The 25,252-nt window shown below is 61.1% G+C and carries 20 protein-coding genes; 18 read left to right on the forward strand and 2 right to left on the reverse strand.

All coding sequences use genetic code 11. The features are described from left to right. Position 1: 1 nt before the first annotated feature. Positions 2–604 (forward strand): DUF924 family protein, encoded by a 603-nt coding sequence (locus AB4N85_RS23580; protein ID WP_252885164.1) that lies wholly within the window; start codon positions 2–4, stop codon positions 602–604. A 107-nt stretch (positions 605–711) separates the two neighbouring features. On the opposite strand, the gene AB4N85_RS23585 is transcribed toward AB4N85_RS23580, so the two are convergent. Further along, on the reverse strand, positions 712–2,604 hold the full coding sequence (locus AB4N85_RS23585) for a methyl-accepting chemotaxis protein (protein ID WP_460066087.1): 1,893 nt from the start codon (positions 2,602–2,604) through the stop codon (positions 712–714). A gap of 281 nt (positions 2,605–2,885) precedes the next feature. On the opposite strand from AB4N85_RS23585, the gene AB4N85_RS23590 reads away from it, so the two are divergent. Both AB4N85_RS23590 and AB4N85_RS23595 read left to right on the forward strand, forming a co-directional pair. Then, a complete protein-coding gene (locus tag AB4N85_RS23590; RefSeq protein ID WP_016772095.1) occupies positions 2,886–3,140 on the forward strand; it encodes a hypothetical protein in 255 nt (84 codons plus the stop codon). A gap of 29 nt (positions 3,141–3,169) precedes the next feature. Continuing rightward, entirely contained in the window at positions 3,170–3,739 is a 570-nt protein-coding gene (locus tag AB4N85_RS23595; protein WP_016772094.1) for a lipocalin family protein, read from the forward strand. Positions 3,740–3,860: 121 nt separating this feature from the next. Here the strand turns inward: AB4N85_RS23595 and AB4N85_RS23600 are convergent, their stop codons facing one another. Then, positions 3,861–5,225: a formimidoylglutamate deiminase gene (locus tag AB4N85_RS23600; RefSeq protein ID WP_460066092.1), complete on the reverse strand. Its 1,365-nt coding sequence runs from the start codon at positions 5,223–5,225 to the stop codon at positions 3,861–3,863. 146 nt (positions 5,226–5,371) lie between these two features. Between AB4N85_RS23600 and hutC the strand changes: the two genes are divergently transcribed. The 15 genes from hutC (at position 5,372) to mdoH (ending at position 25,144) form a co-directional block, all read left to right on the forward strand. Next, positions 5,372–6,082: a histidine utilization repressor gene (hutC, locus tag AB4N85_RS23605; protein ID WP_162803449.1), complete on the forward strand. Its 711-nt coding sequence runs from the start codon at positions 5,372–5,374 to the stop codon at positions 6,080–6,082. Further along, positions 6,079–6,648 carry a HutD/Ves family protein gene (locus tag AB4N85_RS23610; protein ID WP_460066095.1) on the forward strand — a complete coding sequence of 190 codons (570 nt, stop codon included), beginning with the start codon at positions 6,079–6,081 and terminating at the stop codon, positions 6,646–6,648. The genes hutC and AB4N85_RS23610 overlap by 4 nt, the downstream gene beginning before the upstream one ends. 477 nt (positions 6,649–7,125) lie before the next feature. After that, positions 7,126–8,814, forward strand: coding sequence for a urocanate hydratase (gene hutU / locus AB4N85_RS23615; RefSeq protein ID WP_016772090.1), 1,689 nt, complete (start codon positions 7,126–7,128; stop codon positions 8,812–8,814). Positions 8,815–8,962: 148 nt separating this feature from the next. Beyond that, positions 8,963–10,435: a purine-cytosine permease family protein gene (locus AB4N85_RS23620; protein ID WP_460066098.1), complete on the forward strand. Its 1,473-nt coding sequence runs from the start codon at positions 8,963–8,965 to the stop codon at positions 10,433–10,435. Positions 10,436–10,506: 71 nt separating this feature from the next. After that, a complete protein-coding gene (locus AB4N85_RS23625) occupies positions 10,507–11,475 on the forward strand; it encodes an ABC transporter substrate-binding protein (protein ID WP_130887639.1) in 969 nt (322 codons plus the stop codon). A gap of 70 nt (positions 11,476–11,545) precedes the next feature. Continuing rightward, complete coding sequence (locus AB4N85_RS23630) at positions 11,546–12,397, forward strand: ABC transporter permease (RefSeq protein ID WP_016772087.1); 852 nt, start codon at positions 11,546–11,548, stop codon at positions 12,395–12,397. Beyond that, a complete protein-coding gene (locus tag AB4N85_RS23635; RefSeq protein ID WP_016772086.1) occupies positions 12,394–13,224 on the forward strand; it encodes a quaternary amine ABC transporter ATP-binding protein in 831 nt (276 codons plus the stop codon). The genes AB4N85_RS23630 and AB4N85_RS23635 overlap by 4 nt, the downstream gene beginning before the upstream one ends. A 184-nt stretch (positions 13,225–13,408) precedes the next feature. Then, positions 13,409–14,932: a histidine ammonia-lyase gene (gene hutH / locus AB4N85_RS23640; protein WP_252868647.1), complete on the forward strand. Its 1,524-nt coding sequence runs from the start codon at positions 13,409–13,411 to the stop codon at positions 14,930–14,932. A gap of 116 nt (positions 14,933–15,048) precedes the next feature. After that, the gene (gene hutH, locus AB4N85_RS23645; RefSeq protein WP_252868648.1) at positions 15,049–16,581 is read left to right on the forward strand and encodes a histidine ammonia-lyase; all 1,533 of its coding nucleotides are present in this window, start codon (positions 15,049–15,051) and stop codon (positions 16,579–16,581) included. A gap of 244 nt (positions 16,582–16,825) precedes the next feature. Further along, a complete protein-coding gene (hutI, locus tag AB4N85_RS23650) occupies positions 16,826–18,031 on the forward strand; it encodes an imidazolonepropionase (RefSeq protein ID WP_252868649.1) in 1,206 nt (401 codons plus the stop codon). A 10-nt stretch (positions 18,032–18,041) separates the two neighbouring features. Continuing rightward, the gene (gene hutG, locus AB4N85_RS23655; RefSeq protein WP_252868650.1) at positions 18,042–18,845 is read left to right on the forward strand and encodes an N-formylglutamate deformylase; all 804 of its coding nucleotides are present in this window, start codon (positions 18,042–18,044) and stop codon (positions 18,843–18,845) included. 243 nt (positions 18,846–19,088) lie between these two features. Then, the gene (pip, locus tag AB4N85_RS23660) at positions 19,089–20,060 is read left to right on the forward strand and encodes a prolyl aminopeptidase (RefSeq protein WP_056787286.1); all 972 of its coding nucleotides are present in this window, start codon (positions 19,089–19,091) and stop codon (positions 20,058–20,060) included. Beyond that, positions 20,057–20,494, forward strand: coding sequence for a D-aminoacyl-tRNA deacylase (gene dtd / locus AB4N85_RS23665; protein WP_056787289.1), 438 nt, complete (start codon positions 20,057–20,059; stop codon positions 20,492–20,494). The genes pip and dtd overlap by 4 nt, the downstream gene beginning before the upstream one ends. A gap of 305 nt (positions 20,495–20,799) precedes the next feature. After that, complete coding sequence (locus tag AB4N85_RS23670) at positions 20,800–22,581, forward strand: glucan biosynthesis protein G (RefSeq protein ID WP_162098724.1); 1,782 nt, start codon at positions 20,800–20,802, stop codon at positions 22,579–22,581. Then, complete coding sequence (gene mdoH / locus AB4N85_RS23675) at positions 22,574–25,144, forward strand: glucans biosynthesis glucosyltransferase MdoH (RefSeq protein ID WP_056787293.1); 2,571 nt, start codon at positions 22,574–22,576, stop codon at positions 25,142–25,144. The genes AB4N85_RS23670 and mdoH overlap by 8 nt, the downstream gene beginning before the upstream one ends. Positions 25,145–25,252: the final 108 nt, after the last annotated feature.

The following is a 25,252-nucleotide window of genomic DNA, read 5'->3' on the forward strand; positions in this document are numbered from 1 at the left end:
CATGCACGCGCCCTGGCAGCCGTTACTCGACTGGTGGTTCGGACACGCCGAATCAGCCAGCGAAGTAGCGGCCGAAAAGGGCAAGTTGTGGTTCGGCAAGCGAAACAGCCAAGACCTCGAAGCGCAGACGCGTTTCGGGGTCTTTGTCGATCAGGCCCTGGCCGGCGAATTGACTGAGTGGACGCAATGTCCCGAAGGCTGGCTGGCGGTAGTGCTGCTGCTCGATCAGCTGCCGCGCATGATCTATCGCGACACTCCCAAAGCCTTTTCGGGTGATCTGCGCGCACAGAAGCTTGTCGCGCAAGGCATTGCAGCGGATTTCGATCGGCAGTTGAAACCGATTCAGCGTGTGTTCATTTATCTGGTGTTCGAACACTGCGAAAACCTCGCGGTGCAGAACGAAGCCGTTTCCAGATTTATTGAATTGGTGGCTGAACAGCCAGAGTCGGAGCGGGCGGTGTTTGCCGATAACCTGGACTATGCCGAGCGGCATCGGAAGGTGATTGCCCGGTTTGGCCGGTTTCCGCATCGCAATGCGGTGTTGGGGCGGGAGTCTACGTCTGAGGAATTGGAGTTCCTGTCCAGGCCCGGCTCAAGATTCTGAATCTTCAGTGCGGCTTATGCCGCTTTCGCGAGCAGGCTCGCTCCCACAATTGAAATGCATTCCACTGTGGGAGCGAGCCTGCTCGCGAAGAGGCCTGAGGCTGCAGCTTAGATCCTGAAGCTGCCGACCAGATGCTTCAACCGCGCCGCCTGCTGCTCAAGGTCCGAACACGCGCGCAACGTCGCCTGCAAGTTCTCCACGCCTTCCTGATTCAGCGTGTTGATCTCGTTGATATCAACGTTGATCGACTCGACCACGGCGGTCTGTTCTTCGGTCGCGGTGGCTACCGACTGGTTCATCCCATCGATTTCGCCGATGCGCTGGGTCACGCTGCCCAGGCGCTCGCCGGCCTGGTTGGCGATGCCGACGCTGCTTTCGCTCTCGCGTTGGCTCTCGGTCATGATGGTTACCGCCTGGCGTGCGCCGACCTGCAGCTCTTCGATCATCTTCTGCACTTGCTGCGCCGAATCCTGGGTGCGGTGCGCGAGGTTGCGCACCTCATCGGCGACCACGGCGAAACCGCGTCCGGCCTCACCGGCACGCGCGGCTTCAATGGCGGCGTTGAGTGCGAGCAGGTTGGTCTGCTGGGAAATGCTGGTGATCACTTCGAGAATCTGGCCGATGTTCACCGTGTTGCTGTTCAGCGTTTCGATGTTGCCGCAGGAGTCGCTGATCTTCGCCGACAGTTGTTGCATGGCGTAAATGGTTTTATCCACCACCTGCTGGCCGTCGACCGCGAGGCTGCGCGCATCGCTGGAGTGCTGCGAGGCGAGCGCGGCGTTCTGGGCGATTTCCTGGGCGGCGGCGCCGAGCTGATTGATCGCGGCGGCGACGCTGTTGGTGCGGCTGGCCTGCTGGTCGGAGTTGTACATCGACGAGTTCGAGGCAGCGACCACACGCAGGGCGACTTCGTTGACCTGGCCGGTGGCCGAGGACACTTCGCGGATCGACGTATGAATGCGTTCGACGAAGCGGTTGAACGACGTACCCAGCGCGCCGAATTCATCATTGCCGTGAATCACCAGACGTTTGGTCAGATCGCCTTCGCCTTCAGCGATGTCATGCATCGCACGGCCCATGGTCAGCAGCGGTTGCATCAGCACGCGAATCAGCATGCCGAGCAGGCCGATGATGATCAACACGGCGATGACCATGGCGATCAGTGCCGAGGTGCGGAATTCGCTGAGCATCGAGAACGCGGTGTCTTTGTCGAGCACCAGCGCCACGTACCAGTCAGCCGATGGCACGCCGTTGACGTGGGTGAAGGAAATCAACTGGGTCTTGCCGTCGAACTCGACTTCTTTCAGGCCCGGGCTGACTTTGGGCGCACCGTTCGGATAAGCCTCGGCCAGTGTTTTGAGCACCAGCTTGCTGTCCGGATGAATCAGGATTTTCCCTTCGGCGCTGACAATGAATGCATGACCGTGGCCGCCGAAGTTCAGCGAGTTGATGATCGCGCTGACGCTGGTCAGATCGATGTCGGCACCGGCGACGCCGAGCATTTGGCCCTGACGCTGCACCGGGGTGGCGACGGTGATGACCAGTTTGCCCGACGAAGCGGCTATGTACGGTTCGGTGACGATGGTCTGCTGCGCGCTGTTGGCCGCTTTGTACCAGCCGCGCGCGCGTGGATCGTAGTCCGGCGCACGGTTGCCGGCCGGCACCGAGAACATCACGCCGTCAGCGCCACCGAAATAGCTGAGCTGGAAATTGCCGGTGTAGGCGGGCAGGTCGATGATGCGCTTGAGGCTGGCGGGCGCGTTGCCGTCGACTGTGACCTGCTGCGACAGCGATTGCAGCAGTTGAATGCGGCTTTCCAGCCAGGTCTGGATGTTGCTGGTGGTCAGGCTGCCCAGTTCCTGCATGGTCGCTTCGGTGCTGCTGCTCAAGGCCTGACGCTGGCGATAGTCGTTGAAGAAGATGAAACAGGCGAACGCAACGGCCACCACAAGGGCGGCAGCCAACAGAATTTTGTGGCTGAATTTCATGTTTCTGGTCATCGAATGAACTACCGCGAAGGGGCTGGTCAAGAAAGGGCGGCAATTTGCCATATTCGGCAGCGTTGCGCTGCTCTTATTTCGACCGCGCCGCGCCAAAGATTAGGCGTTTGCAGGGAAAGTCGACGAAATGCTCGACGGCTTCACAAAGTTTTTGATTTACCGACAAAAGCCGGACGGGCGGGCTGATAAATAGGCGTTCGGTCACGGAACCAGATGACACTTTTCTCTTCTAAGCTTCTGGTTGGCACCATGCCATCCCCCCTCGTTCCAGGAGTTTCACCATGTCGCTGCGATCTATCGCCCTGCTGTCGTTTTGCGTGCTGTTGGCCGCATGCAGCAAGGTCAATCAGGAAAACTACTCCAAGCTCTCGGCCGGCATGGCCAAGTCCGAAGTGGAAACCCTTCTCGGCAAGCCCACCGATTGCTCGGGCGCGCTCGGTATGTCCAGCTGCACCTGGGGCGACAAGAACAGCTTTATCAGCGTGCAATACGCCGGTGACAAAGTGCTGATGTTTTCCGGCCAAGGCCTGAAGTAAACCGGGGCTTCGCGCCCACGGAGAAAAAAATGAAGCGGTTATTGCTGATCCTTTTTGCTGGCCTGGTACTGGCTGGCTGCGCCACTTCCGGCGTCGACCCGTTGGCGCCCAAGACCGTCAACAGCGTCAATCTCAAGCGTTATCAGGGCACCTGGTATGAACTCGCACGCTTGCCGATGTACTTCCAGCGCCACTGCGCGCAATCCGAAGCCCATTACACCCTCAAGCCTGACGGTAATGTCGGCGTGCTCAACCGTTGCCTGACTCCGGAGTGGCAGTGGGAAGAAGCCAAGGGCACGGCTTATCCACAAGTGCCGGGCAAGACCGACAAGCTCTGGGTCGAATTCGATAACTGGTTCTCGCGCCTGGTGCCGGGTGTGGCGAAGGGCGAGTACTGGGTGTTGTATGTCAGCGACGATTACAAGACCGCCATCGTCGGCGATCCGAGTCGCAAGTACTTGTGGCTGCTGTCACGCACACCGACAGTCAACGGTGTAGTGCGTGAAGAATTGCTGAGCAAGGCGCGTCAACAGGGTTACGACACCACACGCCTGATCTGGCGGGCGTCGGATCGGCAGATGGCCAAGACCTCCAATTAAGCCGCTATACAAATCAAATGTGGGAGCGAGCCTGCTCGCGAAGAGGGTGTATCAGTCGACATGAATATTGACTGATACACCGCGTTCGCGAGCAGGCTCGCTCCCACAGTTTGGTTTTGGGTCAGCCCAAGAGATCGCGCAGGACCTGGGTGAAGGCTCGGGCGCTTTCCTCTTCGCCAGCATGCCGGCCATCACGCACCACCCATTGACCATTGACCAGCACATCGCGCACCTGGCGATCGCCGCCGGCGAACAACCAGCGATTGAGAATCCCGTCCCCCGCAGCCGTCGCCAGATACGGATCGCTACCGTCCAGGACAATCCAGTCCGCGCGCTTGCCCACTTCCAGCGCACCAATCGGTTGACCCAGCGCCTGCGCGCCGCCGTCCAGCGCCGCGTCATACAGCGTGCGGCCGACCATCGGCTGCTGCGCGCCATACAAGCGATTGCGCCGCTGGTCACGCAGACGCTGGCCATATTCCAGCCAGCGCAATTCTTCCACCACGCTCAGCGACACATGGCTGTCGGAGCCAATGCCCATGCGCCCGCCCTGGGCAAGAAAGTCCACCGCCGGGAAAATCCCGTCACCCAGATTCGCTTCAGTGGTCAGGCACAGCCCGGCGATCGCGCGACTGTTGGCCATCAGCGTGACTTCTTGCGGATTGGCGTGGGTTGCGTGGACCAGACACCAGCGCTGATCGACTTCAGTGTTCTCGTACAGCCATTGCAGCGGACGACGACCGCTCCAGCTCAGGCAATCGTCGACTTCCTTTTGCTGTTCGGCGATGTGTATGTGCACCGGGCATTGTTTGTCACTGGCCGCCAACACTTCGCTGATTTGTTGTGGCGTCACCGCCCGCAGCGAGTGGAAACACAGGCCCAGCGATTGCGCCTTTTGCTGCGCCAGTAATGGCTGCAACCGCGCTTGCAGATTCAGATAGTTTTCAGTGCTGTTGATAAAGCGACGCTGGCCATCGTTTGGTGTCTGCCCGCCGAATCCGGAATGACTGTAGAGCACTGGCAGCAGGGTCAGACCGATGCCGCTTTCGCTGGCGGCCTGACTGATGCGCAGTGCCAGTTCGGCAGGATCGGCATACGGCTGGCCGTTGCTGTCGTGGTGCACGTAGTGAAATTCGGCGACCGAGGTGTAACCGGCCTTGAGCATTTCGATGTACAGCTGACGGGCGATGATGCCGAGCTGATCCGGGCTGATTTTTCCGACGAGGCGGTACATCAGATCGCGCCAGGTCCAGAAACTGTCGTTGGGGTTGCCGGCCACTTCGGCCAATCCAGCCATGGCACGCTGGAAGGCGTGGGAGTGCAGATTGGGCATCCCCGGCAGCAACGGCCCGCGCAGCCGCTCGGCTTCGTCTGCGCTGGAATCGGCCTGGATTCGGGTCAACAGGCCATCGGCGCTGACCTCGAGACGTACATTGTTGGCCCATCCGTTAGGCAGCAGTGCGCGTTCGGCAAAGAAGGCGGACATCGTTCGGCACCCCATCGTGTGTTATTTGTATATACATATACAGACGTTTGCCTGCCCGGTAAACTCCGGCAAGCTAGTCACTTTCATCCAATGAACAGGGATCAACCGTGCCGACTCCGCCTCCAGTTTCTCCGTTGGCCGCGAACATGGGCGACAGTCCGGCGCCCTTGTACGCCCGCGTCAAACAGATGATCACCCAGCAAATCGACAGCGGTAACTGGCCGCCGCACTACCGCGTGCCGTCGGAAAGCGAATTGGTCAGCCAGCTCGGCTTCAGCCGCATGACCATCAACCGCGCCCTGCGCGAGATGACCGCCGACGGCCTGCTGGTGCGCATGCAAGGTGTGGGCACGTTTGTCGCCGAACCGAAGAGCCAGTCTGCGCTGTTCGAGGTGCATAACATTGCCGACGAAATCGCCTCGCGCGGCCATCGCCACACCTGTCAGGTCATCACCCTCGAAGAAGAGGCCGCCGGTTCCGAACGCGCGCTGGCGCTGGACATGCGCGAAGGCCAGAAAGTCTTCCACTCACTGATCGTGCATTACGAAAATGACATCCCGGTGCAAATCGAAGACCGTTTCGTCAACGCCCTGGTCGCGCCGGAATACCTCAAGCAGGATTTCACCCTGCAAACGCCCTATGCCTATCTCAATCAGGTCGCGCCGCTGACCGAGGGCGAGCACGTGGTCGAAGCGATTCTTGCCGAGCCGTCGGAGTGCAAGTTGCTGCAGATCGAAAAGGGCGAGCCGTGTCTGCTGATCCGTCGGCGGACTTGGTCGGGGCGTCAACCGGTGACGGCGGCACGTTTGATTCACCCGGGTTCCCGCCATCGTCTGGAAGGGCGCTTCCACAAATGAATGAAATAAAGGTTCTACGCGCCGAAGGCTACCCGCGCATGCCGTGGAAAAACGGCGGCGGCAGCACCGAGGAAATCACCCGTGATGCCGGCGCTGGCCTGGACGGTTTCGGCTGGCGCCTGTCAATTGCCGACATCACCGAATCGGGCGGTTTCTCGACATTCGCCGGTTACCAGCGAGTGATCACCGTGTTGCAGGGCGACGGCATGACCCTGTGCGTCGACGGTGACGCTACCCGTCCACTGTTACCCTTGGACCCGTTTGCTTTCAGCGGCGAAAGTCAGGTGTCCTGCACCTTGCTCGGCGGTGCGATTCGCGACTTCAATCTGATCTACGCGCCGCAACGTTACAGCGCGCGGTTGCAGTGGTTGGCCGGCGAGCAGCGGTTCTTCAGTTCGGCATCGACAGTGCTGGTGTTCAGTGTCAGTGAGCTGATGGACGTGCGTGTAGGCGACGGCGTTTCACAGCTCGGTCGGCATGATTGCCTGCAGCTGGACGGCAACAGCGGGCTGGTCGAAGTCTCTACCAACGCCGCATGCTGCGTGATCGAACTCCTCCACAACTGAACACACCCCTGTGGCGAGGGGATTTATCCCCGCTGGGTCGCGAAGCGGCCCCATTCCTGATTTAAAAAAGCGGTCTGCTGCGCAGCCCAGCGGGGATAAATCTCCTCGCCACAAAAGCCATCCCCACTCTTGTTTCCCTTCCGCGCACCAACTTGTTACCGAACGCCCCAGCGTGGCGCAAAACCACGCTGTCGTAGCCAATCCCAACCTCCCCAAAATAACTGCGAAGAAAATTTCATTCACGCCAGAACCCTCGATTCAGGCGCTCTCCAGCCCTACCCCTGATTTTTCCTGAACACTCCTCCAGCAAGTTGGCCGCTTGATTGCATATGCTTGTATGTACAAGTAAAGACGTATGCGTATGAGTCGTCCGAGACTCTCCGCAGCGTCCACTGATTCGCTTGTCGCGCAGCACAGCGCGCAGGCTGCTGCCCACTGCCAGGGTTGGTTTGAATTGATCGCTGAGGAGTCTTTTTCGTGACTGACAATACCCAGAACAGCAACAAGTTTCGTGACGTGCAGATTCGCGCCGCACGCGGTAACACGCTGACCGCCAAGAGCTGGCTGACCGAAGCGCCGCTGCGCATGTTGATGAACAATCTCGACCCGGAAGTCGCCGAGAACCCGAAAGAGCTGGTGGTCTATGGTGGCATCGGCCGCGCTGCGCGGAACTGGGAGTGCTACGACAAGATCGTTGAAAGCCTGACTAATCTGAACGACGACGAAACCCTGCTGGTGCAATCGGGCAAGCCGGTCGGCGTATTCAAGACTCATAGCAACGCGCCGCGCGTGCTGATCGCCAACTCCAACCTGGTGCCGCACTGGGCGAGCTGGGAACACTTCAACGAACTCGACGCCAAAGGCCTGGCCATGTACGGCCAGATGACCGCCGGCAGCTGGATCTACATCGGCAGCCAGGGCATCGTTCAGGGCACCTATGAAACCTTCGTCGAAGCCGGGCGCCAGCATTACAACGCTGACCTCAAGGGCCGCTGGGTGCTCACCGCCGGCCTCGGTGGCATGGGCGGCGCGCAACCGCTGGCCGCCACCCTGGCCGGCGCCTGCTCGCTGAACATCGAATGCCAGCAGGTCAGCATCGATTTCCGCCTGAAGAGCCGTTACGTCGATGAGCAAGCCAAAGACCTCGACGACGCACTGGCGCGCATCGACAAATACACCAAAGAAGGCAAAGCGATTTCCATCGCCCTGCTCGGTAACGCTGCCGAAATTCTCCCGGAACTGGTCAAGCGCGGCGTGCGCCCAGACATGGTCACCGACCAGACCAGCGCCCACGATCCGCTCAATGGCTACCTGCCGGCCGGCTGGAGCTGGGACGAATACCGCGCCCGCGCCAAGACCGAACCAGCCGCTGTGATCAAAGCCGCGAAGCAGTCGATGGCTGTGCACGTCAAAGCCATGCTGGAGTTCCAGAAGCAGGGCATTCCGACCTTCGACTATGGCAACAACATCCGCCAGATGGCCCAAGAAGAAGGCGTCGAAAACGCTTTCGATTTCCCGGGCTTCGTGCCGGCCTACATCCGTCCGCTGTTCTGCCGTGGCATCGGCCCGTTCCGTTGGGCGGCGCTGTCGGGTGATCCACAGGACATCTACAAAACCGACGCCAAGGTCAAAGAGCTGATCCCGGACGACGCGCATTTGCACAACTGGCTGGACATGGCCCGCGAGCGCATCAGCTTCCAGGGTCTGCCGGCACGTATCTGCTGGGTCGGTCTGGGCCAGCGCGCCAAGCTCGGTCTGGCCTTCAACGAAATGGTCCGTAGCGGTGAGCTGTCGGCACCGGTGGTGATCGGTCGCGACCACCTCGACTCCGGCTCGGTGGCCAGTCCGAACCGCGAAACCGAATCGATGCAGGACGGTTCCGACGCCGTCTCCGATTGGCCGTTGCTCAACGCACTGCTGAACACCGCCAGCGGCGCGACCTGGGTCTCCTTGCACCACGGCGGCGGTGTCGGCATGGGCTTCTCGCAGCATTCGGGGATGGTGATCGTCTGCGACGGTACCGATGAGGCTGCCGAGCGCATTGCTCGTGTGCTGCATAACGACCCGGCGACTGGCGTCATGCGCCATGCGGATGCCGGTTACCAGATCGCCATCGACTGCGCGAAAGAGCAGGGGCTGAATCTGCCGATGATCACTGGCGGGTAACACGCTCTGGTTTTATGTGGGAGCGAGCCTGCTCGCGAAGGCGTCGTGTCAGTCGCTACTGCTGTGCCTGATACACCGATTCGCGAGCAGGCTCGCTCCCACAGAGGAATTTCAGTGAACCCGAATAGCAATCCACAGAGGTTGAATCATGGCGGTTAACAACGAACGTGCAGGCAGTACTCCGTTGATCGAAAGGCGTTCGATCGACTACATCCCGGAAGCGGAAAGACACGGTCGTCTGTTCAGTCAGTTCACCCTGTGGATGGGCGCCAACCTGCAGATCACCGCGATCGTCACCGGGGCCTTGGCCGTGGTGCTCGGCGGTGATGTGTTCTGGTCGCTGATCGGTCTGTTGATCGGTCAGTTGCTCGGCGGTGGTGTGATGGCGCTGCATGCCGCGCAGGGACCGAAACTGGGCTTGCCGCAGATGATCTCCAGTCGTGTGCAATTCGGCGTTTACGGCGCTGCGATTCCGATCGTGCTGGTGTGCCTGATGTACCTCGGCTTCACCGCCACCGGAACGGTGCTGTCCGGGCAAGCGCTGGGCCAGTTGTTCGGTGTCAGCGACAGTGTAGGCATCCTGATTTTCGCCAGCGTCATCGTGCTGGTCACGGTGCTTGGCTACCGGGTAATCCACTGGATCGGCCGCGTCGCCAGTGTGATTGGCGTGATCGCTTTCGTGTTCCTGTTCTGGCGGCTGATGAGCCAGACCGACGTTGGTGCGCTCCTGCAGATTCGTCATTTCAGCTGGAGCAGCTTTCTGCTGGCGGTGTCGCTGGCTGCGTCCTGGCAGATCGCTTTCGGCCCGTATGTGGCGGACTACTCGCGTTACCTGCCGAGCGCCACTTCATCGGTGAAAACCTTTTTCGCCGCTGGTGCAGGTTCGGTGATCGGCGCGCAAGTCGCGATGGTTCTCGGTGTATTTGCCGCCGCGTCGGCCAACGGTCAATTCGCTGGCCATGAAGTCGCCTACATCGTCGGCCTCGGCGGTACCGGCGCCACTGCCGCGCTGCTGTATTTCAGTATCGCGTTCGGCAAGGTGACCATCTCGACGCTGAACTCTTACGGCAGCTTCATGTGCATCGCCACCATCATCAGTGGCTTCAAAGGACACCTGACGGTTACCCGCATGCAACGGCTGGTGTTCGTGCTGTTCATCGTCGGTGCGGCAACCCTGATTGCCTTGCTCGGACAGCACTCGTTCCTCGGTGCGTTCAAGTCGTTCATCCTGTTTCTGCTCGCCTTCTTCACCCCGTGGAGCGCGATCAATCTGGTCGACTACTACTGCATCACCCGCGAGCGCTATGACGTGCCGGCGCTGGCCGATCCGAACGGTCGCTACGGCCGCTGGAACCTGCTCGGTATCAGCGTCTATGTGTTCGGCGTGCTGGTGCAGTTGCCATTCATCTCGACCAAGTTCTACACCGGCCCACTGGTGGCCGCCCTCGGTGATGTCGACATTTCCTGGATCATCGGCCTGGTTCTCCCGGCCGCCGTCTATTACTTCTGCGCAAAGAAATGGCACAGCACCGTGCCCGACCGCCTGATTCTGCCGGTCGAGCAGAACAGCACCCAACAAGCAAAAACGAGCGGGGCCGGTCGCGCTGCGGCGCAGGCCTGATCTGGACGTGGACCAGGCTGGATGCCTCTTGAACTGCCGTAAGCCCATTCATGATTAGGAGCGTCACGACAATGAAATCGAACAAGACCCTGCTGACCACATTGCTGTCCATGGGCCTGTTGGCCAGTGCCGGCGCGACGCAAGCCGCCGGCTGGTGCGAATCGGGCAAACCGGTGAAATTCGCCGGGCTGAACTGGGAGAGCGGCATGCTCCTGACCGACGTGCTGCAAGTGGTGCTGGAGAAAGGTTACGGCTGCAAGACCGACAGCCTGCCGGGCAATTCCATCACCATGGAAAACGCCCTGAGCAGCAACGACATTCAAGTGTTCGCCGAAGAGTGGGTCGGCCGTAGCGAGGTCTGGAACAAGGCCGAGAAGGCCGGCAAGGTCATCGGTGTCGGCGCGCCAGTGGTGGGTGCTGTCGAAGGCTGGTACGTGCCGCGTTACGTGATCGAAGGCGACGCCAAGCGCAAGCTCGAGGCGAAGGCCCCGGACCTGAAAAACATCGCTGATCTGGGCAAGTATTCCGCCGTGTTCAAGGATGCCGAAGAGCCGTCCAAGGGCCGCTTCTATAACTGCCCGGCCGGTTGGACCTGCGAGCTCGACAACAGCGAAATGCTCAAGAGTTATGGCCTGGAAAACAGTTACACCAACTTCCGCCCAGGCACAGGACCTGCGCTGGATGCGGCGGTGCTGTCGAGCTACAAGCGTGGCGAGCCGATCCTCTTCTACTACTGGTCGCCAACGCCGCTGATGGGCCAGATCGATGCAGTCAAACTGGAAGAGAAACCCGGCGTCGACAAGACCGTCAGCATCAAGGTCGGCCTGTCGAAAACCTTCCACGACGAAGCCCCGGAACTGGTCGCCGTGCTGGAAAAGGTCAACCTGCCGATCGACCTGCTCAATCAGAACCTCGGCCGCATGGCCAAGGAACGCATCGAGTCGGCAAAACTGGCGAAAATCTTCCTCAAGGAACATCCTGAAGTCTGGCACGCATGGGTGAGCGACGACGCAGCCAAGAAAATCGACGCGGCCTTGTAGGTCAGGTTTCCCCGGCTGCCAGCCACGGCAGCCGGACGCTTGATCGCAACCCCTTGATTGAGAGTCCCTTATGTTTCCCGAAAGCTTTACCTTTTCCATCGCCGACTGGGTCAACGGTTGGGTCGATTCGCTGGTGACCAACTACGGCGACGTGTTCCGGCATATCTCCGACACGCTGTTGTGGGCCATCGTCAGTCTCGAAGGTTTGCTGCGTGCGGCGCCGTGGTGGTTGATGCTGGCAATCGTCGGTGTCATCGCCTGGCACGCCACGCGCAAAGTCGTGACCACCGCCGTGATTGTCGGTCTGTTGTTTCTGGTGGGCGCGGTCGGCCTCTGGGACAAACTCATGCAGACCCTGGCGCTGATGATGGTCGCGACGATCATTTCGGTGCTGATCGGCATCCCGCTGGGGATTCTCTCTGCACGCAGCAATCGCCTGCGTTCGGTGCTGATGCCGCTGCTCGACATCATGCAGACCATGCCGAGTTTCGTTTACCTGATTCCGGTGCTGATGCTGTTCGGCCTGGGCAAGGTGCCGGCGATTTTCGCCACGGTGATCTACGCCGCGCCCCCGCTGATTCGCTTGACCGATCTGGGCATTCGCCAGGTCGACGGCGAAGTCATGGAAGCGATCAATGCCTTCGGCGCCAACCGCTGGCAGCAACTGTTCGGCGTGCAACTGCCGCTGGCCCTGCCGAGCATCATGGCCGGGATCAACCAGACCACGATGATGGCCCTGTCGATGGTGGTGATCGCCTCGATGATCGGCGCCCGCGGCCTCGGTGAAGACGTACTGGTGGGCATTCAGACGCTCAACGTCGGCCGTGGTCTCGAAGCCGGGCTGGCGATCGTGATTCTCGCGGTGGTCATCGACCGCATCACTCAAGCGTACGGTCGGCCACGCCATGAGGTGAGCAAATGAGCAATGCAAGCGTGAGCAAGATCGAAGTGCGCAACGTCTTCAAGATTTTCGGCAACCGCGCCAAGGACGCGCTGGCCATGGTCGGCCAGGGCAAGAGCAAGGACCAGGTGCTCAACGAAACCGGTTGCGTGGTCGGCGTTAATGACTTGTCGCTAAGTATCGGCACTGGCGAAATCTTTGTGATCATGGGCCTGTCCGGCTCGGGCAAATCCACCCTGGTGCGCCACTTCAATCGCCTGATCGACCCCACCAGCGGGGCGATTCTGGTCGATGGCGAGGACATCCTGCAGTACGACATGGACGCCCTGCGTGAATTTCGCCGACACAAGATCAGCATGGTGTTCCAGAGCTTCGGCCTGCTGCCGCACAAGACCGTGCTCGATAACGTCGCCTACGGCCTGAAAGTACGTGGCGAAAGCAAGCAGGTCTGCGCCGAACGCGCGTTGCACTGGATCAACACCGTCGGCCTCAAAGGCTACGAAAACAAATACCCGCACCAGCTCTCCGGCGGCATGCGTCAGCGCGTCGGCCTCGCCCGTGCATTGGCGGCGGACACCGACATCATCCTCATGGACGAAGCGTTCAGTGCGCTGGATCCGTTGATCCGCGCCGAGATGCAGGACCAGTTGCTGGAACTGCAAAAGACCCTGCACAAAACCATCGTCTTCATCACCCACGACCTCGACGAAGCCGTGCGCATTGGCAATCGCATCGCGATTCTTAAGGATGGCCGGTTGATCCAGGTGGGCACGCCAAGAGAGATCCTGCACTCGCCGGCGGATGAGTATGTCGACCGGTTCGTACAGCGGCGCGCGGCGGTGGTCTGAGACTGAGTGGCCGTTGTGGCGAGGGGATTTATCCCCGTTCGGCTGCGAAGCAGTCGTAAAACCGGCCACTGCGGTCTGTCTGACGGATTTGCGGGCATGGTTTGGGGCGGCTTCGCCACCCAACGGGGATAAATCCCCTCGCCACAGGGTTACTTGCATCAACAGAATTGGTATGAGGTTTTAGATGTCCCAGGCTGAAAAAATCGCTATCACAGGCAGCCCTCTGCGTTGGCAGGACGTGGTCGCCGTTGCCCGGCACGGTGCGCCACTGGAACTGTCCAGCGAAACCTGGGCGCGCATCGATAACGCTCAGGCCATCGTCCAGCGCATCGTCGCCAGCGGCGAGCGCGCCTATGGCGTCAACACCGGTCTGGGCGGTCTGTCCAACGTCTCGCTGCAGGACGAACAGCTCAGCCAACTCTCGCGCAACACCTTGCTCAGCCATGCCTGCGGTGTCGGCCCGGTGCTCAGCGACGAGCAGACCCGCGCGATCATCTGCGCTGCTGTTCACAACTACAGCCACGGCAAGTCCGGCCTGCATCGGCGTGTGGTCGAAGGGCTGCTGGCGCTGCTCAATCGCGGCATCACCCCGCAGGTGCCGTCGCAGGGTTCGGTGGGTTACCTGACGCACATGGCGCACATCGGCATCGCGCTGCTCGGCGTTGGCAATGTCAGTTATCGCGGGCAGATCATTTCGGCGCAACAGGCGCTGGCCGAAGAGGGCCTGCAACCTGTGCAGCTCGGCGCGAAGGATGGCTTGTGTCTGGTCAACGGCACGCCCTGCATGACCGGCCTCAGTTGCCTGGCGATTGCCGATGCTACGCGGCTGTTGCAATGGGCCGATGTCATTGGTGCGATGAGTTTCGAAGCCCAGCGCGGCCAGATCGATGCCTTCGATGCCGAGATCATTGCGCTCAAGCCGCATCCGGGCATGCAGCAGGTCGGCGAAAATCTGCGTGCATTACTCGATGGCAGCCAAGTGATCGCCGCAAGCAAAGGCATTCGCACTCAGGACGCGCTGAGCATCCGTTCGATCCCGCAGGTCCACGGCGCCGCGCGTGATCAACTCGCGCATGCGATCAAACAGGTCGAAGCCGAACTCAACGGCTGCACCGACAACCCGTTACTGCTCGGCACACCGGACAATTTCCGGGTGATGTCGCAGGCCAACCCGCACGGTCAATCCGTGGCGATGGCTGCGGATCTGCTGGCGATTGCCATGGCCGAAATCGGCTCGATTGCCGAGCGCCGTCTGGACCGTTTGGTCAATCCGCACGTCAGCGGTCTGCCGGCGTTTCTGGTGGCCAATCCCGGGGTCAACTCGGGGATGATGATCGTGCAATACGTCGCCGCCTCGCTGTGTGCGGAAAACCGTCAATTGGCGCAACCGGCGGTACTCGACAACTACATCACCTCGGGCCTGCAGGAAGATCACCTGAGCATGGGCACCAACGCCGCGCTGAAGCTGCATCGCGCGCTGGAAAACTGCACGCAGATCCTCGCAATTGAATACCTGCTGGCGGCGCAGGCGTTTGAATTCCTCAAGGAACAGCGCTTTGGCGTGGGCACTGACCGCGCGTGGAAACTGCTGCGCGAAACGGTCCCCGCCTACGATCAGGATCGCTGGCTGGCGCCGGATATCGCTGCCGCTGCGACCGTGCTGAAAGACCCGAATCTGCCGCACAACGTTCTACCGAATTTGCACTGACAACTACCCATACCAGCGTGCCAAGGCGTGGATCGTTCACAAGACGAGAAACGACGGATAACGGAATGCTCCGGAGCGACTGGTAGTTAATAACAATGCCTGACAGGAGCATTTTAATGACTGCGCTGAATCTGATCCCCGGCCAACTGAGCCTGGCCCAACTGCGTGACGTCTATCAGAACCCGGTCACACTGACCCTCGACAACAGCGCCAGCGCGCAGATCGAGGCCAGCGTCGCCTGCGTCGAACAGATCCTCGCCGAGAACCGCACCGCCTACGGCATCAACACCGGTTTCGGCCTGCTGGCCTCGACGCGCATCGCCAGCGAAGACCTGGAGAACCTGCAGCGTTCGCTGGTGCTCTCGCACGCTGCCGGCGTCGGCCAGCCGATCAGCGATGACCTTGTGCGACTGATCATGGTGCTCAAGGTCAACAGTCTCAGCCGTGGTTTTTCCGGCATCCGTCGGCAGGTGATCGATGCGCTGATCGCGCTGATCAATGCCGAGGTCTATCCGCACATTCCGCTGAAAGGTTCGGTCGGTGCGTCGGGGGATCTGGCGCCGTTGGCGCACATGTCGCTGGTGCTGCTGGGCGAGGGCAAGGCGCGCTACAAGGGCGAATGGCTTGAAGCCACCGAAGCACTGAAAGTCGCCGGCCTGGCGCCGCTGACTTTAGCGGCTAAAGAAGGTCTGGCGCTGCTCAACGGTACCCAGGTTTCCACAGCGTTTGCCCTGCGCGGCCTGTTCGAAGGCGAAGATCTGTTTGCCGGTGCAGTGGCGCTGGGCAGTCTCACCGTAGAAGCCGTGCTTGGTTCGCGCTCGCCGTTCGACGCGCGCATTCATGCCGCACGTGGGCAGAGAGGGCAGATCGATGCCGCTGCGGCCTACCGCGATCTGCTCGGTGAGCGCAGCGAAGTCTCCGCCTCGCATCAGAACTGCGACAAGGTCCAGGACCCGTACTCGCTGCGCTGCCAGCCGCAAGTCATGGGCGCCTGCCTGACCCAGTTCCGCCAGGCCGCTGAAGTGCTGGCGGTCGAAGCCAACGCGGTTTCCGACAACCCCTTGGTCTTCGCCGCTGAAGGCGACGTGATTTCCGGCGGCAACTTCCACGCCGAACCGGTAGCCATGGCCGCTGACAACATGGCCCTGGCCATCGCTGAAATCGGCTCGCTGAGCGAACGCCGCATCTCGCTGATGATGGACAAGCACATGTCGCAACTGCCGCCGTTCCTGGTGGCCAATGGCGGGGTGAACTCCGGTTTCATGATCGCCCAGGTCACCGCTGCGGCGCTGGCCAGCGAAAACAAGGCGTTGTCCCACCCGCATTCGGTGGACAGCCTGCCGACCTCGGCCAACCAGGAAGACCATGTATCGATGGCCCCGGCCGCCGGCAAGCGCCTGTGGGAAATGGCTGAGAACACTCGCGGCATTCTCGCCGTGGAGTGGCTGGCGGCAGTGCAGGGCCTGGATCTGCGCAACGGCCTGAAGACTTCGCCGAAGCTGGAACAGGCGCGGGCGATCTTGCGCAAGGAAGTGCCGTTCTATGAGAAGGACCGCTTCTTTGCGCCGGACATCAATGCGGCGACTGAATTGCTGGCGTCGCGGTGCTTGACCCAGCTTGTCGCTGGGCAGTTGTTGCCTAGTTTGTAAGCGCTTTACGGGGAGATTTGTATTGTTAGTGAAATCGCTCCCCCTCACCCCAGCCCTCTCCCCCAAGGGGGAGAGGGGGAAGGGAGCCGATCTTCATTGTTTTCGCAACGTGAGTTCGGCTGAGAAATTTCAGGTCGGCATATCTCGACGGAACAACACGGTCAGTCCCCTCTCCCTCTGGGAGAGGGCTAGGGTGAGGGGCTTTTGAGGCTGCTCACCATACAAACCCAAACGGAGGCCAACAGTGAAAACCCTCTGGCAACACTGCTACGTCGCAACCATGGCCAACGGCGCCTATTCGATCATCGAGGATGCCGCGATCGTGACGTCCGGCACGCTGATCGAGTGGATCGGCCCGCGCACTCAATTGCCGTCCGGCGAATACCCGGCGGTCAATGATTTGCAGGGTGCGTGGGTCACCCCCGGTCTGATCGACTGCCACACCCACACCGTGTTCGGCGGCAACCGCAGCGGCGAATTCGAGCAGCGCCTGCAAGGCGTCAGCTATGCCGAGATCGCCGCGCAGGGCGGCGGCATCGCCAGCACCGTGCGCGCCACTCGCGAAGCCACTGAGCACGAGTTGTTCGCCAGCGCCGCCAAACGCCTGAAAAGCCTGATGCGCGACGGCGTGACCACGGTGGAAATGAAATCCGGCTACGGTCTCGATCTGGCCAACGAGCGCAAGCTGCTGCGGGTCATCCGGCGCTTGGCCGAAGAGCTGCCGATCAGCGTGCGCAGCACTTGCCTGGCGGCGCACGCGTTGCCACCGGAGTACAAGGATCGCGCCGACGATTACATCGATCTGGTCTGCGAGCAGATGCTTCCGGCCCTCGCCGCCGAAGGTTTGGTCGACGCCGTGGATGCGTTCTGCGAATACCTGGCGTTTTCGCCGGAGCAGGTCGAGCGGGTCTTCGTCGCCGCGCAACAACTCGGACTGCCGGTGAAGCTGCACGCCGAGCAATTGTCCTCGCTGCACGGCTCCAGCCTCGCCGCGCGCTACAAAGCCTTGTCCGCCGATCACCTGGAGTTCATGGACGAGGACGATGCCATCGCCATGGCCGCCGCCGACACCGTCGCCGTGCTGCTACCGGGCGCGTTCTACTTTTTGCGCGAAACCCAGTTGCCGCCTATGGAAGCGCTGCGCAAGCACAAGGTGAAAATCGCCATCGCCAGCGACCTCAACCCCGGCACCTCGCCGGCGCTGTCGTTGCGCCTGATGCTGAACATGGCCTGCACCTGTTTCCGCATGACCCCGGAAGAAGCTCTGGCCGGGGCGACCATCCATGCCGCGCAGGCGATGGGCATGGCGCAGACCCATGGCTCGCTGGAGGTCGGCAAGGTCGCTGATTTCGTGGCGTGGGACATCGAGCGTCCAGCGGATCTGGCCTATTGGCTCGGTGGCGATCTGGACAAGCGCGTCGTGCGTCACGGCGTCGAATCGAATTTCTAGGAGGGCGGTTGTGGACAAGGTTCTGAGTTTCAAACAAGGCCGCGTGCCGCTGCTGATCAGCATGCCCCACGCCGGCGTGCGTCTGACCCCGGCGGTCGAAGCCGGGTTGATCCCCGCCGCGAAGAGTTTGCCGGACACCGACTGGCATATCCCGCAGCTCTACGATTTTGCCGAGGAACTGGGCGCCAGCACCCTGGCTGCCGAGTATTCGCGTTTCGTCATCGACCTCAACCGGCCGTCCGACGACAAGCCGTTGTATGCCGGGGCGACCACCGGGTTGTATCCGGCGACGTTGTTCGACGGCATTCCGTTGTTTGAGGAGGGGCAGGAGCCGTCGAAAGAGGAACGCGCGACTTATCTGGAGCAGATCTGGACGCCGTATCACCGCACCTTGCAGGAGGAACTGGCGCGACTGAAAGCCGAATTCGGTTACGCGCTGTTGTTCGATGCGCACTCGATCCGCTCGCTCATCCCGCACCTGTTCGACGGCAAACTGCCGGACTTCAACCTTGGCACCTTCAATGGCGCTAGTTGCGATGCGCAACTGGCGAGTCAACTGGAAGCGATCTGTGCGCAGCACGCGCAGTTCACCCATGTGCTGAACGGTCGCTTCAAAGGCGGGCACATCACCCGCCAATACGGCGACCCGGCGCAGAACATCCACGCCGTGCAGCTGGAACTGTGCCAGTCCACCTACATGGAAGAGTTCGAACCGTTCCGCTACCGCGCCGATCTGGCCGAACCGACGCGGGTGGTGCTCAGGGAATTGCTGCAGGGACTGCTCGCTTGGGGTGAAAAACACCACAACGCCTGATGCACCCCTGTAGGAGCTGCCGAAGGCTGCGATCTTTGATCGTTCCCACGCTCTGCGTGGGAATGCAGCCCGTGACGCTCCGCGTCACTGGACGCGGAGCGTCCCAAGAGGCGTTCCCACGCAGAGCGTGGGAACGATCAGGCCCCGGAGCATGCTCATTGACGCAAATCGGGTTTATGATGCCCAACGGCAGAATAATACGAGTCCCCCCAGGGATGACCTCGACCCCTTACGGAGCGCGCAATGCAGACTTTGTTTCCGCAGATCAAACCCCACGCCCGGCACGATCTGGCTGTCGATGACACCCACACGCTGTACGTCGATGAAAGCGGCTCGCCGGAAGGATTGCCGGTCGTATTCATCCACGGTGGCCCCGGCGCCGGCTGCGACGCCCAGAGCCGACGCTATTTCGATCCGAATCTGTATCGCATCGTCACCTTCGACCAGCGCGGCTGCGGTCGCTCCACCCCGCACGCCAGCCTGGAAAACAACACCACCTGGGATCTGGTCGAAGACCTTGAGCGCATCCGCAAACACCTGGGCATTGAAAAATGGGTGCTGTTCGGCGGCTCGTGGGGTTCGACCCTGGCGCTGGCCTACGCGCAAACCCACCCGGAGCGGGTCCATGGTCTGATTCTGCGCGGGATTTTCCTCTGCCGTCCGCAGGAAATCGAATGGTTCTATCAGGCCGGCGCCAGCCGTCTATTCCCGGATTACTGGCAGGACTACATCGCGCCGATCCCGCTGGACGAGCGCGACGACCTGCTCAGTGCTTTCCACAAACGCCTGACCGGCAACGACCAGATCGCCCAGATGCATGCAGCGAAGGCGTGGTCGACCTGGGAAGGGCGTACCGCGACCCTGCGGCCGAACCCGCTGGTGGTCGATCGTTTCTCCGAGCCGCAGCGCGCGCTGTCGATCGCGCGGATCGAATGCCACTACTTCACCAACAACGCCTTCCTTGAGCCGAACCAGCTGATCCGCGATATGGGCAAGATCGCTCATCTGCCCGGCGTTATCATTCACGGTCGCTACGACGTGATCTGCCCGCTCGACAACGCCTGGGAATTGCACCAGGCCTGGCCGAACAGCGAATTGCAGGTGATCCGCGACGCCGGCCACGCTGCGTCCGAGCCGGGCATCACCGATGCGCTGGTGCGCGCGGCGAGCAAAATGGCCCAGCGCCTGCTCGACTTGCCACTCGAAGAAGCATGAAGGCGCTGTTACAACGCGTAAGCGGCGCGCGGGTAGAGGTCGCCGGCGAGGTAGTCGGCGCAATCGATCAGGGTTTGCTCGTGCTGGTCGCGGTAGAACCCGACGATACGCGTACCAGCGCCGACAAACTTCTGCATAAGCTGCTTAACTATCGAGTATTCAGTGACGCCGAGGGCAAGATGAATCTGTCCCTGGCGGATGTGGGTGGCGGGTTGCTGCTGGTCTCTCAGTTCACACTTGCCGCCGACACCAAAAGCGGCCTGCGCCCGAGCTTTTCCACGGCCGCACCGCCGGCACTGGGTGAGGAATTGTTCGACTATTTATTGAGCCAGGCGAAACAGGTGCATGGCACTGTGGCATCAGGTAGATTCGGCGCCGATATGCAGGTGCACCTGGTCAACGATGGCCCGGTTACCTTTTTGTTACAGACCTGACAGTGCCTGAAACACCTTTTTCGGAAATTTCGACTGTTTTTAGGCTGTTTTCGCGATAAATACTTTGTTACCCCTGATGCGTTGTCATCCGGGCTACTAGATAATCGCGCGCTGCGGGGATCGACATTCGTTGATCCGTTTTGACTTAGGTAGAGACTTGTCTGGATCCGATTGGGGAATCATTTTGCCCCGGCGGAGTCGGAACAATGCTCGCCAACCTGGCATAAAGATAGCTGGCCGTTGGTTTATTGATCTGTTTTCGGCGAGGGTTGCTCGTGATTGTTAGTCCCTGTAATGCAGCAAAAATGTCTGCCAAACGCATGCGAAGTGCTCTGGTAGCGGGTTCGGCGCTCCTGTGCCTGCTCAGCGCCGGTCAGCTTTGGGCGTTCAATCTTGACGACGTATCGGCCAAGGCCAAAGAGCTGGCCGGGCAGAAGTTCGAAGCCCCGCGCAGCAACCTGCCGAACGAATTCCGCGAAATGAAGTTCGCGGACTACCAGAAGATCCGCTTCCTCACCGAAAAGGCTGAGTGGGCCGATCAGAAGACGCCGTTCAAGCTCTCCTTCTATCACCAGGGTATGCACTTCGATACACCGGTGAAAATCAACGAAATCACCACCAATACCGTCTCGGAGATCAAATACGATCCGAGCCGCTTCGATTTCGGCGATCTGAAATTCGATCCGAAAGCCACCGAGCAACTGGGTTATGCCGGTTTCCGTGTGCTTTACCCGATCAACAAGGCCGACAAGCAAGACGAGATCATGACCATGCTCGGCGCGAGCTACTTCCGCGTCGTCGGCAAGGGCCACACCTATGGTCTGTCGGCCCGTGGTCTGGCGATCGATACCGCGCTGCCGTCGGGTGAAGAGTTCCCGCGTTTCCGCGAGTTCTGGATTCAGCAGCCCAAGCCGGGCGACAAGCACCTGGTGATCTTTGCTCTGCTCGACTCGCCGCGTGCCACTGGTGCCTACCGTTTGATCCTGCGTCCGGGCAGCGACACCATCGTCGACGTCAAGGCGCAGATGTTCCTGCGTGACAAGGTCGGCAAACTGGGCATCGCGCCGCTGACCAGCATGTTCCTGTTCGGCGCCAACCAGCCGTCGAAAGTCCTCAACTACCGTCGTGAACTGCACGACTCCAGCGGTCTGTCGATCCATGCCGGCAACGGCGAGTGGATCTGGCGCCCACTGAACAACCCGAAACATCTGGCTGTGAGCAACTTCAGCGTCGAGAACCCGCGTGGTTTCGGTCTGCTGCAGCGTGGCCGTGATTTCAGCCACTACGAAGACCTCGACGACCGCTACGACAAGCGCCCAAGTGCCTGGATCGAGCCGAAGGGCGAGTGGGGCAAGGGCACTGTCGATCTGGTAGAGATTCCGACCGCTGACGAAACCAACGACAACATCGTTGCGTTCTGGAGCCCGGAAAAAATGCCGGAGCCAGGCCAGCCGCTGGACTTCGCCTACCGTATGCACTGGACCATGGACGAAGCAGCACTCCATGCGCCGGACAGCGCCTGGGTGGCGCAGACCCTGCGTTCGACCGGTGACGTCAAGCAATCGAACCTGATCCGTCAGCCCGATGGCAGCGTGGCCTATCTGGTCGACTTCGAAGGCCCGTCGCTGGCGGCCCTGACGCCGGATGCCGACGTGCGCAGTCAGGTCAGCGTCGGTGACAACGCCGAACTGGTCGAGAACAGCGTGCGCTACAACCCGGAAACCAAGGGCTGGCGTTTGACCCTGCGGATGAAGATTAAGGATCCGAGCAAGGCAACCGAGATGCGCGCTGCTCTGGTTCAGCCGGTGGTCACCGCGGATCTGGGCAAATCGGTCCCGGCCTCCAACTCGTCGGTCGCCAAGGCTGACAAGGTTGCTGCCAAGCAACAGGAAAAACTCGACAAGGAAGCCAAGGCCGCCGAAGCCAAACAGGCTGAAGCCAAGCCTGCAGCCGACGCCAAGGACAAGGCCAACAAAGACGCCAAGCAGCCAGTCGCTGCCGACGCGGCCCCAGCCACACCGGAATCGGCGCCGACTGAAGAAGTCCTGACCGAGACCTGGAGCTATCAGTTGCCTGCCGATGAGTAATTCACCAGTACAGCCAGAGACTCTGTCCGAGTATCTGGCGCATCTGCCGATGACCGACGAGCAACGCGCGGAACTCGCGGGTTGCCAGTCGTTCAGCGAGCTGCATGAACGCCTGTCGTCCTCGACATTCGACGCCCCTGCCGAAGCCGCCCAGGCTTCGGTGGGCAAGCGTCTGACCCTGAGCACTGCCGAAGAACTGGCTGAAGCGGAAATGCTGGTGCTCGATGCCAGCGGTCGGGTCAGCCTCAAGGCGACCCCGCCGATCCGCCGCACCAAGGTCGTGCCGGAGCCATGGCGCACCAATATCCTGGTGCGTGGCTGGCGCCGTCTGACCGGGCGCACCAACCCGCCGCAGCCACCGAAGGACGCCAATGTCCTGCCGGCCGCGCGCTGGCGCACGGTCGGTTCGATCCGCCGCTACATTCTGTTGCTGCTGATGCTCGGCCAGACCATCGTTGCCGGTTGGTACATGAAAGGCATCATGCCGTACCAAGGCTGGTCGTTCGTCGATCTGGAAGAAGTCCTGCATCAGCCGCTGCTGCAAACCGCCACGCAAGTGCTGCCGTATGCGCTGCAAACCAGCATCCTGATTCTGTTCGGGATTCTGTTCTGCTGGGTATCGGCCGGTTTCTGGACCGCACTGATGGGCTTCCTCGAGTTGCTCACTGGCCACGATAAATACCGTATCTCCGGGAAAAGCGCGGGTAACGAGCCGATTCCGAAAGATGCGCGTACTGCGCTGGTGATGCCGATCTGCAACGAAGACGTGCCGCGTGTATTCGCCGGTCTGCGTGCGACGTTCGAATCGGTAGCGGCCACCGGTGATCTGGATCGCTTCGACTTCTTCGTCCTCAGTGACAGTAACGACACCGATATCTGCGTCGCCGAGCAACAGGCCTGGCTGGATGTCTGCCGCGAGGCCAAGGGCTTCGGCAAGATCTTCTATCGCCGTCGTCGCCGTCGTGTGAAGCGCAAGAGCGGCAACCTCGACGACTTCTGCCGTCGTTGGGGCGGTGACTACAAGTACATGGTCGTGCTCGACGCCGACTCGGTGATGAGCGGTGAGTGCCTGACCAGTCTGGTGCGCTTGATGGAAGCCACGCCGGACGCCGGGATCATCCAGACCGCGCCGCGTGCGTCGGGCATGGACACCCTGTATGCGCGCATGCAGCAGTTCGCCACCCGCGTGTACGGCCCGCTGTTTACCGCCGGTCTGCACTTCTGGCAGTTGGGTGAATCGCACTACTGGGGTCACAACGCGATCATCCGCATGAAGCCGTTCATCGACCACTGCGCTCTGGCGCCGTTGCCGGGTAAAGGAGCGTTCTCCGGTGCGATCCTGTCCCACGACTTCGTCGAAGCTGCGCTGATGCGCCGTGCCGGCTGGGGCGTGTGGATTGCCTACGACCTGCCGGGCAGTTACGAAGAGTTGCCGCCGAACCTGCTCGACGAACTCAAGCGTGACCGTCGCTGGTGCCACGGCAATCTGATGAACTTCCGCCTGTTCCTGGTCAAGGGCATGCACCCGGTGCACCGCGCGGTGTTCCTGACCGGCGTGATGTCCTACCTGTCGGCGCCGTTGTGGTTCTTCTTCCTGGTGTTGTCGACCGCGCTGCTGGCGGTGAACACGCTGATGGAGCCGCAGTACTTCCTCGAACCGCGCCAGCTCTATCCGCTGTGGCCACAATGGCACCCGGACAAGGCCATCGCGCTGTTCTCGACGACCATCGTGCTGCTGTTCCTGCCGAAGCTGTTGAGCATCATCCTGATCTGGGCCAAGGGCGCGAAAGAGTTCGGCGGCAAGTTCAAGGTGACTCTGTCGATGCTCCTGGAGATGCTGTTCTCCATGCTGCTGGCGCCGGTGCGGATGATTTTCCACACCCGCTTCGTCCTCGCCGCGTTCCTCGGTTGGGCCGCGACCTGGAACTCGCCGCAGCGTGACGACGACTCGACGCCATGGAGCGAAGCGGTCAAGCGCCACGGTCCGCAGACGTTGCTGGGCTTCTTGTGGGCGCTGCTGGTGATCTGGTTGAACCCGAGCTTCCTCTGGTGGCTGGTGCCGATCGTCGGTTCGCTGATGCTGTCGATCCCGGTCTCGGTGATCTCCAGCCGTGTCGGCCTTGGTCTGAAGACCCGTGACGAGAGCCTGTTCCTCATCCCTGAGGAATACAATCCGCCACAGGCCTTGCTGGCAACCGATCAGTACACCCACGAAAACCGCTATCACGCCCTCAACGACGGCTTCGTCCGCGCCGTGGTCGATCCACAGCAGAACGCCCTGGCGTGCTCGCTGGCGACCTCGCGTCACGGCCAGGCCGAGCCGATCGAGTGGCTGCGTCAGGAACGTGTGCGTCACGCGATCAAGGTCGGCCCGGCCGGGCTGAACAACCATGATCGTCTGCAACTGCTCAGCGACCCTGTCGCACTGGCACGCCTGCACGAGCAGGTCTGGGCCGAAGGGCTTGCCGAGTGGCTCGATGCTTGGCGCGCTTCGGTGAAAGCCGATCCGCATGCGCCGTTGCTGCCGCTGCGACCGGTGAGCCTGCAGGCTCAGCCGGCCTGATAAAAGAACCCCGCTGATTCAGCGGGGTTTTTTTATGTCCGCTGTTGAGCTGCGAACAAACACCGATCAAACCTAAAACCAGTGCAAAGCATCCGTCGCCGAATTGGC

Source organism: Pseudomonas sp. H1_G08 (assembly GCF_054681355.1).

What these genes read in the sequence shown, in the direction of transcription:
- AB4N85_RS23580 (WP_252885164.1), top strand. Translation starts at nt 2, where the DNA reads ATGCACGCGCCCTGGCAGCCGTTACTCGACTGGTGGTTCGGACACGCC.
- AB4N85_RS23585 (WP_460066087.1), bottom strand. Translation starts at nt 2,604, where the DNA reads ATGACCAGAAACATGAAATTCAGCCACAAAATTCTGTTGGCTGCCGCC.
- AB4N85_RS23590 (WP_016772095.1), top strand. Translation starts at nt 2,886, where the DNA reads ATGTCGCTGCGATCTATCGCCCTGCTGTCGTTTTGCGTGCTGTTGGCC.
- AB4N85_RS23595 (WP_016772094.1), top strand. Translation starts at nt 3,170, where the DNA reads ATGAAGCGGTTATTGCTGATCCTTTTTGCTGGCCTGGTACTGGCTGGC.
- AB4N85_RS23600 (WP_460066092.1), bottom strand. Translation starts at nt 5,225, where the DNA reads ATGTCCGCCTTCTTTGCCGAACGCGCACTGCTGCCTAACGGATGGGCC.
- hutC (WP_162803449.1), top strand. Translation starts at nt 5,372, where the DNA reads ATGGGCGACAGTCCGGCGCCCTTGTACGCCCGCGTCAAACAGATGATC.
- AB4N85_RS23610 (WP_460066095.1), top strand. Translation starts at nt 6,079, where the DNA reads ATGAATGAAATAAAGGTTCTACGCGCCGAAGGCTACCCGCGCATGCCG.
- AB4N85_RS23620 (WP_460066098.1), top strand. Translation starts at nt 8,963, where the DNA reads ATGGCGGTTAACAACGAACGTGCAGGCAGTACTCCGTTGATCGAAAGG.
- AB4N85_RS23625 (WP_130887639.1), top strand. Translation starts at nt 10,507, where the DNA reads ATGAAATCGAACAAGACCCTGCTGACCACATTGCTGTCCATGGGCCTG.
- AB4N85_RS23630 (WP_016772087.1), top strand. Translation starts at nt 11,546, where the DNA reads ATGTTTCCCGAAAGCTTTACCTTTTCCATCGCCGACTGGGTCAACGGT.
- AB4N85_RS23635 (WP_016772086.1), top strand. Translation starts at nt 12,394, where the DNA reads ATGAGCAATGCAAGCGTGAGCAAGATCGAAGTGCGCAACGTCTTCAAG.
- hutH (WP_252868647.1), top strand. Translation starts at nt 13,409, where the DNA reads ATGTCCCAGGCTGAAAAAATCGCTATCACAGGCAGCCCTCTGCGTTGG.
- hutH (WP_252868648.1), top strand. Translation starts at nt 15,049, where the DNA reads ATGACTGCGCTGAATCTGATCCCCGGCCAACTGAGCCTGGCCCAACTG.
- pip (WP_056787286.1), top strand. Translation starts at nt 19,089, where the DNA reads ATGCAGACTTTGTTTCCGCAGATCAAACCCCACGCCCGGCACGATCTG.
- dtd (WP_056787289.1), top strand. Translation starts at nt 20,057, where the DNA reads ATGAAGGCGCTGTTACAACGCGTAAGCGGCGCGCGGGTAGAGGTCGCC.
- AB4N85_RS23670 (WP_162098724.1), top strand. Translation starts at nt 20,800, where the DNA reads ATGTCTGCCAAACGCATGCGAAGTGCTCTGGTAGCGGGTTCGGCGCTC.
- mdoH (WP_056787293.1), top strand. Translation starts at nt 22,574, where the DNA reads ATGAGTAATTCACCAGTACAGCCAGAGACTCTGTCCGAGTATCTGGCG.